The organism is Haloactinospora alba (assembly GCF_006717075.1).
GTDB classification, from domain to species: Bacteria; Actinomycetota; Actinomycetes; order Streptosporangiales; family Streptosporangiaceae; genus Haloactinospora; species Haloactinospora alba.
On record NZ_VFQC01000001.1, the window covers coordinates 1344239 to 1357153 of the forward strand.

Sequence of the window (12915 nt, forward strand, 5' to 3'; positions counted from 1 at the left end):
TTGTCTGAGACATACCTGATCCGCGGCGTCCGGCCCGCCGGCGCCGCACCAACCGATGTCCTCGTGTCCGAGGGCACTGTCGTCGCGACGGGAACCGACCTCGAGTCCGCCGGAGCCACGGTTGTGGAGGCGGACGGCCTCATCGCCCTGCCCGGTCTCGTCGATCTGCACACCCATCTCCGCGAACCCGGACGCGAGGACGCGGAGACAGTGGCGAGCGGTTCCCGGGCCGCGGCCAAGGGCGGCTACGCGGCGGTTCACGCGATGGCCAACACGAACCCCGTGGCCGACACGGCCGGTGTCGTCGAACAGGTGTGGCGCCTCGGCCGGGACGCCGGCTACTGCGACGTCCAACCGGTCGGTGCTGTCACCCACGGCCTGGGGGGTAGCCACCTGGCCGAGCTGGGCGCGATGGCCGACTCCATGGCCACCGTCCGGATGTTCTCCGACGACGGGGTCTGCGTCTCCGACGCGTTGCTGATGCGCCGCGCGCTGGAGTACGTCAAGGCCTTCGACGGAGTGGTGGCACAACACGCCCAGGAACCCCGGCTGACCGAGAACGCGCAGATGAACGAGGGCGTCGTCTCCGACCAGCTCGGTCTGGCCGGGTGGCCGGCTGTGGCGGAGGAGGCCATCATCGCCCGCGACTGTCTGCTCACCGAGCACGTGGACTCACGGCTGCACGTGTGCCACGTTTCCACCAAGGGAGCGGTGCAGATCATCCGCTGGGCCAAGAGCCGCGGGTGCAACGTGACGGCGGAGGTGACACCGCACCACCTCCTCCTCACCGACGAGCTCGCCCACAGTTACGATCCCAGTTACAAGGTGAACCCGCCGCTGCGCACCGAAGACGACGTGCGGGCGCTGCGCGAGGGGCTGGCTGACGGGACGATCGACTGCGTGGCCACCGACCACGCCCCGCACCCCACGGAAGCGAAGGAAACCGAGTGGGCCACTGCCGCGATGGGAATGCTCGGTTTGGAGACGGCGCTGCCGGTGGTGCAACGCACCATGGTCGACACCGGCCTCCTCGACTGGGCCGGGGTGGCGGAACGGATGTCGAGGATTCCGGCCCGTATCGGCCGACTCGCCGGACACGGCCGTCCGATCGCCGCCGGGGAACCCGCCACCTTCACGCTGTACGACCCACAGGCGGGCGGGGAGGTAAGCCCCGACGCCCTGGTTTCCAAAAGCCGTAACACCCCCTACCGGGGTATGCGCATGTCCGGACGGGTGGTCGCCACGTTCCTGCGTGGCGTTCCCACGGTCCTCGAGGGAGAGATCCAGTGAGTCCACACACATCCGATTCCAGCGTCCCCGCTGTTCTCGTGCTGGAGGACGGCCGCGCGTTCCACGGGACCTCGTTCGGCGCCCGGGGTGAGACGTTCGGCGAGATCGTGTTCAACACCGGGATGACCGGGTACCAGGAAACGCTCACGGACCCCTCGTACCATCGCCAGATCGTCACGATGACCGCCCCGCACATCGGAAACACGGGGGTCAACGACGACGATCCGGAATCCGGTCGGATCTGGGTGTCCGGGTACGTCGTCCGCGAACCCTCGCGCACCTCCTCCAACTGGCGCGCCGAGCGCACCCTGGAGGCGGAACTGCAGCGTCAGGGGGTTGTCGGCATCGCGATTCCGGGGACCCGAGCGCTGACCCGGCACATACGCGACCACGGCGCCATGCGTGCCGCCATCAGCACCACCGAGACCGACACCAGCGTCCTGCACGAACGCGTGCTCGCCAGTCCGGAGATGTCGGGAGCGGAGCTCGCCAACGAGGTGAGTACGGAGAGTCCCTACACTGTTCATCCGCCCTCCGGCGTGGCCACCCGCTTCCGGGTCGCCGCTGTTGACCTGGGTATCAAGGCGATGACGCCGCAGCGGCTGGCGGAGCGGGGGTGTGAGGTGACCGTACTGCCGGCCAGCTCCACCGCCGAGGACATCCTCGCGGTCAACGCGGACGGGGTGTTCTTCAGCAACGGGCCGGGAGACCCCGCTACCGCTGACAGGGACGTCGCCGCGATGCGCGCCGTCCTGGACGCCGGGACGCCGATGTTCGGCATCTGCTTCGGCAACCAGATCCTGGGCCGCGCCCTCGGTCTGGGAACCTACAAGCTCCGGTTCGGCCACCGCGGCGTGAACCAACCGGTCCGTGAGGTGCACAGCGGTCGGGTCCACATCACGAGCCACAACCACGGCTTCGCTGTCGACGCCCCGGTCGACGGCCCCTTCGACACGCCCTACGGGCGTGCCGAGGTCAGCCACATCGACCTCAACGACAATGTCGTCGAAGGGCTCCGACTCCTGGACCGCCCCGCTTTCAGCGTCCAGTACCACCCTGAGGCCGCGGCCGGACCGCACGATGCCGCCGCCCTGTTCGACGCGTTCTGCGACCTGATGGCCGAGCACGCCGCATCCCCAGCACCGCCTGCCTGAACGTCCTGCTGAAACGTAGAGGAAGAAATGCCACGCCGTAGCGACCTTTCGTCTGTCCTCGTGATCGGCTCCGGGCCGATCGTCATCGGTCAGGCGTGCGAGTTCGACTATTCGGGAACGCAAGCCTGCCGGGTCCTCAAGTCCGAGGGGCTGCGCGTCATCCTGGTCAACTCCAACCCGGCCACGATCATGACCGATCCGGAGTTCGCCGACGCCACCTACGTCGAGCCGATCACCCCGGAGATGGTCGAGAGGATCATCGCCAAGGAGCGCCCGGACGCGCTGCTGCCCACCCTGGGCGGCCAGACGGCGCTGAACACCGCCGTCTCGCTGCACGACACCGGGGTGCTGTCGAAGTACGACGTCGAACTGATCGGCGCCAACATCGACGCGATCCAGTCCGGGGAGGACCGGGAGACGTTCAAGACCATCGTGGAGCGCATCGGCGGTGAGTCCGCCCGGTCGCGTATCTCCCACACCCTGGAGGAATGCCTGGAGGCCGCTGACGACCTGGGTTACCCGGTCGTCGTGCGGCCCTCGTTCACCATGGGCGGTGCCGGTTCCGGCCTCGCCCACAACGAGGACGAACTGCGCCGCATCGCCGGCCAGGGGCTCGAGCTCTCCCCGACCACCGAAGTGCTCATGGAAGAGTCCATCCTCGGGTGGAAAGAGTACGAGCTGGAGCTCATGCGCGACGCGAACGACAACGTCGTGGTCGTCTGCTCCATCGAGAACGTCGACCCGATCGGCGTGCACACCGGTGACTCCATCACGGTCGCGCCGTCCATGACCCTGACCGACCGTGAGTACCAGCGGATGCGCGACATCGGTATCGCGGTGATCCGCGAGGTGGGAGTGGACACCGGGGGCTGTAACATTCAGTTCTCCGTGCACCCCCGCACCGGTCGGATCGTCGTCATCGAGATGAACCCCCGGGTGTCGCGCTCCTCGGCCCTCGCGTCCAAAGCCACCGGTTTCCCGATCGCCAAGATCGCGGCGAAGCTCGCGGTCGGCTACACGCTGGACGAGATTCCCAACGACATCACCGCCGAGACCCCGGCCAGCTTCGAGCCGAGCCTGGACTACGTCGTGGTCAAGGTGCCGCGCTTCGCCTTCGAGAAGTTCCCCGGTGCCGATCCGAAGCTCACCACGACGATGAAGTCGGTGGGTGAGGCGATGGCGATCGGGCGGTCCTTCCCCGAGGCGCTGCAGAAGGCGATGCGTTCCGTGGAGAAGCCCGGGATCGGGCTGACCTGGGAAGGACCCGCTGGGGGAGAGTCCGAGAAGCGGGAGCTGCTGGAAGCCGTACGCACCCCGACCGAGCACCGGCCGCGCCAGCTCCAGCAGGCGCTGAGAGCCGGAGCGACAGTGGAGGAGCTGTACGAGTCCACCGGAATCGACCCCTGGTTCCTGGACCAGATGGCGCTGCTGGAGGAGCAGGCCCGGGAGATCGCGGCCGCTGGCAGGCTGGAGAGCGGACCGCTGTGCTCGGCCAAACGGCTGGGGTTCAGCGACGCGCAGCTCGGCGAGATCACCGGCAAGTCCGAGGAGGTGGTCCGGGAGCTCCGCTACGCGTTGGGGATCCACCCGGTCTACCTCACCGTCGACACGTGCGCCGCGGAGTTCGCGGCGCGTACCCCCTACCTGTACTCCAGTTACGACGAGGAGACCGAGGTCCCGGCAAGTAGCCGCCCCAAGGTGGTGATCCTGGGCTCCGGACCCAACCGGATCGGGCAGGGCGTGGAGTTCGACTACAGCTGTGTACACGCCTCCTTCGCCCTCTCACAGGCCGGGTACGAGACCGTCATGGTCAACTGCAACCCGGAGACGGTCTCCACCGACTACGACACCAGCGACCGGCTGTACTTCGAACCGCTCACCCTGGAGGACGTCCTGGAGGTGGTGCGCGCCGAGCGTGCCACCGGCGAGGTCGTGGGCGTGATCGTGCAGCTCGGCGGGCAGACGCCATTGGGCTTGGCCCGTGAGCTGACAGCCGCCGGTGTTCCCATCGTCGGTACCACTCCCGAGGCGATCGACCTCGCCGAGGACCGCGGGGAGTTCGGCAAGGTGCTGGCCGACGCCGGCCTTCCCGCTCCCAGGTACGGCACCGCCCACTCGTTCGAGGGGGCAAAGCAGGTCGCTGGGGACATCGGTTACCCCGTCATGGTCCGTCCCTCCTACGTACTGGGCGGACGCGGTATGGAGATCGTGTACAACGAGAACATGCTGCGTGACTACATCGGCCGTAACGCCGAGGTCAGTCCCGAGTACCCGGTGTTCATCGACCGGTTCCTGGACGACGCGGTCGAGATCGACGTCGACGCGCTCTACGACGGCCACGAGCTGTACCTCGGGGGCATCATGGAGCACATCGAGGAGGCGGGCATCCACTCCGGCGACTCCGGGTGCGCGCTGCCGGCCGTGACCCTGGGGAACGAGGACTACGAACGGATCCGCTACTCCACGGAGGCCATCGCGCGCGGTACGGGGGTGCGTGGTCTCCTCAACGTGCAGTACGCGTTGGCGTCCGGTGTGCTGTACGTGCTGGAGGCCAACCCGCGTGCCTCCCGTACCGTCCCGTTCGTGTCGAAGGCGACGGCGGCCTCCCTGTCGAAGGCGGCAGCCCGGATCATGCTCGGCTCCACCATCGCGGAGGTGCGCTCCGAGGGGATCCTGCCGGCGGAGGGCGACGGGGGAACGCTGCCGATGGACGCCCCGGTCGCGGTCAAGGAAGCGGTGCTGCCGTTCAACCGGTTCATGAACAAGCAGGGCGAGAGCGTGGACACCGTGCTCAGCCCGGAGATGCGTTCCACCGGTGAGGTGATGGGGCTGGACGCCAACTTCGGTCCGGCCTACGCCAAGTCCCAGTTGGCGGCCTCCGGTCCGCTGCCGACATCCGGATCGGTGTTTGTCTCGGTGGCGAACCGGGACAAACGCAGCATGATCTTTCCCCTCAAGCGTCTCGCCGACCTCGGGTTCGAGATCCTGGCGACGGAGGGGACCGCATGGGTGCTCCGGCGGAACGGGGTGAACGCCCGGGTGGTGCGCAAGCACAGTGCGGGCACCGGTCCGGATGGCGAACCGACTATCGTGCAACGTATCCACGATGGTGGGGTGGACCTCATCGTCAACACTCCGTTCGGCAGCGCTGGACAGTCCGGGCCGCGGTTGGATGGCTACGAGATCCGTACCGCCGCGATCATGCGCGGAGTGCCGAGCGTAACCACTGTCCAGGGACTGGCGGCAGCGGTGCAGGGGATCGAGGCACTGGTACGCGACGAGCTCGGTGTGCGTTCCCTCCAGCAGCACGCTGACGCGTTGCGCGCACGGTGAGAAGGCACGAACCCGTGGTCGTGGGAGGGCGGTGACCCGTGAGCGAGATGGGGCCGGTGCAGATGCGCAGCCCGGTGCTGAACGTGCGTCGGGTGGAGGCGTACCACTCCATCACGATCGTGGCTCCGGGTATCGCCGACCGGTTCCGCCCCGGGCAGTTCATCGCTGTCGCCGTGGGTGGGGAGCAGTCGAGCATGCTGCTTCGCCGACCGTTCGCGATCCATGACGTCAAACCCGACTACGGAGGGACCGTGGAGTTCCTCTTCCAGGCGCGCGGTCCCGGAACGGCGTGGTTGGCCGAACGCCGTTCCCGGGACCTGGTTGACGTGGTGGGGCCGCTGGGCCGCCCGTTCCCGCTGCCCCGGGACCCGGTGAACTGCACACTCGTCGGGGGCGGTTCCGGAGCGGCCCCCCTGTTCCCGCTGGCCCAGGCCCTGCGTCGCAGGGGATGTCGAGTGGACTTCGTGTTCGGTGCCGACTCGTCCGACCACCTCTTCGGCATCATCACCGCACGCCGGGCAGCGGCGACCGTTACCTGTACCACCGAGGACGGGACGTTCGGCGAGCACGGACGGGTCACCGACGTGTTCGAACGCGTGCTGCACGAGACCAGCGCCGATGCCGTGTACGCGTGCGGCCCCATGCCGATGCTGCGTGAGGTCAGTGCGAGTGCTGCCAGGCACGCGCTCCCGGTACAGGTGTCAGTGGAAGAGTCCATGGCCTGTGGCACCGGTATGTGTATGAGTTGTGTGATTCCGGTGGTGGGGGAGGACGGCATCACCCGGATGGTGCGCTCATGCGTCGACGGGCCGGTGTTCCGCGGGGAACAGGTGCGTTTCGACGATGCCGGAACGATACCGTTCGACGCCCTGGGCGCACCCGGGTGGAAATCCCCCGACGAGGAGACGGGCTACGGCGGCAGCACCCGCGAAGCCGGCTGAGTGGTTCTCGGGCGCGGCCTCCTGGCAGGAGGCGAGGAGTAGGGCAGCCAAGTAACGGGTTCCCCCGCCTGAAGGCGGGGGCTTTCACCCCGCGAGTGAAGGTCCGCCGTTACCAGCACTAGCCAACATGAAGGGAGGTGACCCCGTTGGCTACGTTCCACACAGGACCACAGACCCACCAGGCCGTGCCTCCTCAGCGGCCTGCTCTGGAACCCGACCCAGCAGACACCCCCGGGAACAGGGACGAAACGGGGGTCGGGCGCCACGACGCACCCGGTGTGGAACATGTGCGAGAGGAGACCCCCGGTGCTGCACCTGGCGCCGGGGGCGCCACCCCCGCCCCCTCCGGGGTCGGGGAGCAGCCGCGTGAGCGGCACCCCTGCGTCATGGTGCTCGACGCCCACCACCGGCCGTTGCAACCGTGCCACCCTGCTCGGGCGCGCACGCTGTTGGCCAAGGGCCGCGCGGTGGTGCACCGCCGTGTTCCGTTCACGATCCGGCTGAAGGACCGCACCGTCGCCGAATCCGACGTCGATGGGGTCGAGGTCGGCGTGGACCCGGGATCGAAGCACACCGGGCTGGCCGTGTTCACCGCCCAGGGTGGCCAGCGCCGCGGCCGGTTCGCCCTCCGGCTGGACCACCGGGGCGCACAGATCCGAAAGAAGATGGGGCAGCGCTCCGCCTACCGGAGTCGCCGCCGGACGGCCAATGTGCGCTACCGCGCCCCTCGGTTCAACAACCGAGCCCGAGCCGAGGAGTGGTTGCCCCCGTCGCTGCGTCATCGGGTTGATACGACCGTGTCGTGGGTGGTCCGGTTGTCCCGGTGGGCGCCGGTGCGGCAGGTACACGTGGAACGCGTCGCGTTCGACACCCACGCCCTGTCCGCCGGACACCCGTTGGAAGGCAGGGAGTACCAGCGCGGCACCCTGCACGGTTACGAGGTCCGCGAATACCTCCTGGCTAAGTTCGGCCGGGCCTGTGTCTACTGCTGGGCGGTGCACACCCCGCTGAACGTGGACCACGTCCACCCCAAATCGCGGGGTGGGTCCGACCGGGTGTCCAACCTGGTGCTGGCCTGCATCCGCTGCAACCAGACCAAGGGCGAGAAGCCGGTGGAAGAGTTCGCCCCCGCAGCCGCACCACACATCCTGGCCCGGGCCAAGACGCCCTTGCGCGACGCCGCCGCCGTGCAGTCCAGCCGGTGGGCGCTGTGGCGCGCCCTCGATGCCCGCCTGCCCGTGCGCACAGGTTCGGGGGGTCGCACCAAGTACAACCGCACCCGCAACCACCTGCCCAAGACCCACACCCTGGACGCGTTGTGCGTGGGTGAAACCGGCGCTGTTGCTGAGGTTGTGAACCGGATGTTGGTGGCCGCCTGCACCGGGCGCGGCACCCACGCCCGCACCCGGTGCGACAAGCACGGGTTCCCCCGGTTGCGCCTACCGCGCACCAAGACCTTCTTCGGATACCAGACCGGTGACCTTGTCCGTGCGGTTGTGCCCGCCGGGAAGAAGGCCGGAACCCACAGCGGCCGCGTTGCGGTGCGTGCCAAAGGGGTCTTCAACATCACCACCGTCCACGGAACCGCTAAAGACATCCACCACCGCTACGTCCGCCTGTTGCAACGGGCAGACGGATACGCCTACACCATGAGAAAGGAGGAAGCGGCTTCCTCCCCGGCCTGAAGGCCGGGGTACCCGCCGCAAAAATTTGATGGCAACCGGACCGTTCAGGGCGGAGCGGTAGTGAGTACTGATCTGCGAACACGGTTGGGGCGGCTGGAACTGGCCAACCCGATCATGACGGCGGCGGGGTGCGCCGGTACCGGAAGGGAACTGGCGCGGTTCGTCGACGTCGCCCAACTCGGAGCGGTCGTCACCAAGTCAGTGACGCTGGAACCCCGAGCCGGGCACCCCGCCCCCCGTATGGCGGAGACACCCAGTGGCATGCTCAGCGTCACCGGAATGCAGGGTCCCGGTATCGACGTGCTGCTCGAACGGGACGTGCCGTGGCTGCGGTCCCAGGGGAGCCGTGCGGCGGTCTCCATCGGAGGCGGAAGCGCCGCGGAGTACGCCGAACTGGCCAGACGGATCTCCGGCGCCTCCGGCGTGAGCATGATCGAGGTGAACCTGTCGTTCCCCAACCCCACCGGGCGGGGACAGGACTTCGCCGATGACCCCGAGGAAGCCGCGCGTGTCGTACACGGGGTGCGTTCGCACGCGCGTTCCGACATTCCGGTGTTCGCGAAACTGGCACCGGACGTTCGGAATGTGGTCGAGCTCGCTCGGGCGTGCGTGGACGCGCGTGCGGACGGATTCTCCCTGGTCAACACCGTGCGCGGTATGGTCATCGACCCGGGAAAACTGCGTCCTGCCGTCTCCGGTGGCGGCGGTGTCTCCGGTCCCGCCATCCGGCCGTTGGCGGTCGCGTGCGTCTACAACGTCCATGCCGCGCTGCCCCGGGTTCCGATCATCGGTATGGGGGGAGTACGTACCGGTTCGGATGTGGTGGAGTTCCTCGCGGCGGGAGCGTCAGCGGTCGCGGTGGGAACGGTGAACTTCGCCGACCCCTCCGCCTGTGCCCGGATCCTGCGTGAGCTGACCGAGGCTCTTGACGAACACGGAGTGTCGTCCCCAGCGTCACTGGTGGGGGCGGCGCACCGCTCGGCGCGAGTGGACGCCGAACAGTGACCGGGAGTGGGCCGGCACCGGATCCGCTCGCGGGGCGGAGCGTGGGCCGCTCGGACGGGAGACGCCGGTGGGCGGTGCCGTGGTCGCGCCGTACGAGGGGAGGCGCGGAAGAGGGCGGATGTGGTGCGGTCGCCTGTTGTGTCGCGCCCCGGAGCGCCGGGGTCCCCCGCCGCGATGGCGCCCGCCCTTTCCCCGCCGCTTCCCGCGCCCTCACGTGCGCGGGTGTTGCGCCCGGCACGGCGCGTGGGGGGACCGTGTCCGTGTTTCCGGTCGTACGTGGCCGGTTTCCCCACCTGCGCGATCGGGGCCCCGCTGACTCGCGCAAGCACGCGCCCCCGCGGCCGGGCGCCCTACTGCGGTTGCTGGCGGACGAGCGCCGTCCGCTGGTCCGGGTGTCCGGTGGCCTCCCGGCGCGGGGCCCGTTTCCGGCGCCCCGCTCCTCCGGAGGGGAGGGGCGCCGGACGCGTGTGCGCGGCGGTCCCGCTCGTGGGGAACGGCGCCCGTCCGGGACGCGAGCGCCGCCCGGGAGACTCCCCGTCGAACGGGTGCGGAGGCCCGACGCCGGGAGCGGCCCGGGCGCGGCTGTCCGCCCGCCTGTGGTCGGGACGCGGGGCGGCGCGCAGAGCCCCCGGCGGAACGGCTGCCGCGGGGGCGGAGAGCAGCGGGAGCCGCGGGGGAGTGCCGCTGGGCCACGGACCCGAGCCATGGAGAGACCCCTGCCGAGCGCGGCGAAGGCACGCCACGTGGTTTCTTCCGCCGCTGGGATGCATGAACGGGGCGAACGCGGGAATCGCACGGTGCAGTGCTGTCTCCGCGCCTCGCCGGGCCTCGGCGGGGTGGTTCTCGTCGCGTCGGCCCCAGAACCAATTCCGTACGCTTCAGTCACACGAAGGAGAAGGATCGTGACCGCGCCCATCGCCGTCGCCATTGACGCTCCCGAGATCGAGACCGCAGCCCGGTGGGCATCAGCGGTGGCTCCACACGTGAGCACGGTCAAGGTCGGTTTGGAGCTGTACCTGCGTTACGGCCCGGAAGTGGTGACCACTGTGCGTGGGGCCAACAAGGTTTCGGTTTTCCTGGATCTCAAGTTGCACGACATCCCGGCGACAGTAGCCGGAGCCGTTCGCAACGTGGCACGGCTGAAACCGTCCATACTGACGGTGCACGCTTCCGGAGGCCGGGAGATGATCCGGGCCGCGGCCGAGGCGGCGCCGGACACCGAGATCGCTGCTGTGACCGTGCTGACCTCCCTGGATGATGAGGAACTGGAGCGGGTGGGCGTGCGGGGGCCAGCCCTGGACGCGACGAGGCGATTGGCAACGCTGGCTGTGGAGTCGGGAGCCCGGGCTCTGGTGTGCTCTCCCCAGGAGGTCGCCTCGTTGCGACGCGAGGTCGGACCGGACGTGACGTTGATCACTCCCGGTGTGCGTCCCGGCGGCGCCGACCAGGGGGATCAGGCACGGACGGCGACGCCGCAGGAGGCCCTGGCAGCCGGAGCTGACCTGCTGGTAATGGGGCGCCCGATCACGAGGGCCGCGGATCCGGGGGCCGCCGCGGCGTCGGCTGCTTCCGCCATCCGGCGCTCGGAGGGAACGTCATCCTGAGCGTGCCGAGCACGGCCATCGCATTCCGCATCCCCTGGTTCCGGTCGAACTAAGTGACAGAAAGTGTGTGACCAAAATTGGTGACGCCGTTACGGAATGACCTGCGTCACTCTTCTGAGGAACGCCAGGACAGGGGAGTGGACGGGTGTGTGGCACGCTCCGAAACCCGTTATTTTATAGGCGCTGCGCAATCACCTTGTGACTCTGGGTGATTAGTGGAAGGAAATGCCCTCTGAAAGGCCACTTTGCGTTGCCGAAGTGGGTGGAAACCTACTAACTTGCGCAAGCGTCCGCCCTCTACAAACGAGAGAAAACCGAGGTGACCCGGCGTGGCCCTTCCTCCCCTTACACCAGAACAGCGCTCCGCGGCATTGGAGAAGGCCGCGAAGGCGAGAAAAGAGCGCGCGGAAGTCAAGAACCGACTGAAACACGGCGGCGTGTCGCTGTCCGAGGTTCTCACGGATGGGCAGACCGACGACGTCATCGGCAAGATGAAGGTCTCCGCTCTGCTGGAATCGCTTCCTGGCGTCGGCAAGGTCCGCGCCAAACAGATCATGGAGCGGTTGAACATCGCCGAATCCCGGCGTGTCCGTGGTCTCGGAGCCAACCAGCGCTCGGCGCTGGAGCGTGAGTTCGGCGGCGAATAGGTGAAGGCCGCCGTACGGTTTCCCCCCACAGGAACCGTGCGTAACCGGTCGGCCGTCCCCGACGGCTGACCCTCCTCGCGGACGTAGGCGTGCCGCGGTGCGACGACTTTCCGGGACGCTGGAAGGCGAAGCGGACGGTAGCACCGCGGCACGATGGTATAAAAGAGCAAACATCATCGAGCCGACCAGCGGCAGGACCGTCGCGGTGCCACATCCTGCCGCCCCACATCGGACTCGTCCGCAGAACCGCCCACGCGGGCCCGTTGCGAGAGTTTGATCTTTTCGTGCCTATCCAGTCCGGAACCGAGAACAGGTCTGCCGACACCTCGAAGCGACTCACCGTGCTTTCCGGCCCCTCCGGGGTGGGGAAAAGCACGATCGTTCAGGAGATCCGCCAGCACCATCCCGAGGTGTGGCTGTCCGTGTCGATGACGACCCGAGCGCCGCGGCCTTCCGAGACGGACGGTGTCGAGTACCATTTCACCACCGAGGACGACTTCGACCGCATGATCGCCGACGGTGAGCTCCTGGAGTGGGCCGGTTTCTCCGGCAACCGGTACGGCACTCCGCGCCGGCCCGTTGTGGAACGACTGACCGCCGGGATCCCGGTACTCCTCGAGATCGACCTGCAAGGGGCCCGGCAGGTCCGGAAGACCATGCCGGGAGCCTTCCACGTGTTCCTGGCCCCTCCCTCGTGGGAGGAACTGGAACGCAGGCTGACCGGACGTGGGACAGAGCCGGCGGAGGTCGTTCAGCGTCGCCTGGCGACAGCGCGGGAGGAACTCGCCGCGGAGAAGGAGTTCGATGCCACGTTGGTCAACACATCCGTACAGGATGTCCGCGATGAACTGCTAACGTTGATCCTGGCATCCAGAGTGTGATAGCGGGCTTTTCCGGCCCGTCGAGACTAGCCAACCCAGTGCCCTGTACCAGGGCCGCTGCGACCGTCCAGGGGGAAAGACCGTGGCAGGCACCGAGCCCGTTGCCGAAGGCATCACGAACCCGCCGATCGACGATCTTCTCGAGTGCGTCGACAGTAAGTACAGCCTGGTCACCATGGCGTCCAAACGCGCCCGGCAGATCAACGCCTACTACGCCCAGCTGGGCGAGGGGCTGTTGGAGTACGTCGGTCCGCTGGTCGAGACCCAGGTCCAGGAGAAGGCGCTGTCCATCGCGCTGCGTGAGGTCAAGAGCGGCATGCTGACGTCGGAGAACTACGAGGGAGCCTGACAGGCGGCTCGCCCGGGCACGACGAT

At 68.3% G+C, this 12915-nt stretch carries 10 protein-coding genes; all 10 read left to right on the forward strand.

All coding sequences use genetic code 11. The features are described 5' to 3' along the window. On the forward strand, nt 1-1290 hold the full coding sequence (locus FHX37_RS06120; RefSeq protein WP_141922616.1) for a dihydroorotase: 1290 nt from the start codon (nt 1-3) through the stop codon (nt 1288-1290). Next, the gene (carA, locus tag FHX37_RS06125; protein WP_141922619.1) at nt 1287-2444 is read left to right on the forward strand and encodes a glutamine-hydrolyzing carbamoyl-phosphate synthase small subunit; all 1158 of its coding nucleotides are present in this window, start codon (nt 1287-1289) and stop codon (nt 2442-2444) included. The genes FHX37_RS06120 and carA overlap by 4 nt, the downstream gene beginning before the upstream one ends. 27 nt (nt 2445-2471) lie before the next feature. Next, nucleotides 2472-5777 (forward strand): carbamoyl-phosphate synthase large subunit, encoded by a 3306-nt coding sequence (gene carB / locus FHX37_RS06130; RefSeq protein ID WP_141922621.1) that lies wholly within the window; start codon nt 2472-2474, stop codon nt 5775-5777. Nucleotides 5778-5815: 38 nt separating this feature from the next. Next, complete coding sequence (locus FHX37_RS06135; protein ID WP_141922623.1) at nt 5816-6718, forward strand: dihydroorotate dehydrogenase electron transfer subunit; 903 nt, start codon at nt 5816-5818, stop codon at nt 6716-6718. A gap of 278 nt (nt 6719-6996) precedes the next feature. After that, nucleotides 6997-8403, forward strand: coding sequence for an RNA-guided endonuclease IscB (gene iscB, locus FHX37_RS06140; RefSeq protein WP_246062130.1), 1407 nt, complete (start codon nt 6997-6999; stop codon nt 8401-8403). 60 nt (nt 8404-8463) lie between these two features. Then, nucleotides 8464-9408 carry a dihydroorotate dehydrogenase gene (locus tag FHX37_RS06145; protein WP_141922625.1) on the forward strand — a complete coding sequence of 315 codons (945 nt, stop codon included), beginning with the start codon at nt 8464-8466 and terminating at the stop codon, nt 9406-9408. A gap of 902 nt (nt 9409-10310) precedes the next feature. Further along, nucleotides 10311-11012, forward strand: coding sequence for an orotidine-5'-phosphate decarboxylase (pyrF, locus tag FHX37_RS06150; RefSeq protein ID WP_246062135.1), 702 nt, complete (start codon nt 10311-10313; stop codon nt 11010-11012). Between the two features lie 329 nt (nt 11013-11341). Next, nucleotides 11342-11659: an integration host factor, actinobacterial type gene (gene mihF, locus FHX37_RS06155; RefSeq protein ID WP_141922629.1), complete on the forward strand. Its 318-nt coding sequence runs from the start codon at nt 11342-11344 to the stop codon at nt 11657-11659. Nucleotides 11660-11943: 284 nt separating this feature from the next. After that, entirely contained in the window at nt 11944-12540 is a 597-nt protein-coding gene (gene gmk, locus FHX37_RS06160) for a guanylate kinase (protein WP_141922631.1), read from the forward strand. Nucleotides 12541-12622: 82 nt separating this feature from the next. After that, a complete protein-coding gene (gene rpoZ / locus FHX37_RS06165; RefSeq protein WP_141922633.1) occupies nt 12623-12889 on the forward strand; it encodes a DNA-directed RNA polymerase subunit omega in 267 nt (88 codons plus the stop codon). The last annotated feature ends 26 nt before the right edge of the window (nt 12890-12915 follow it).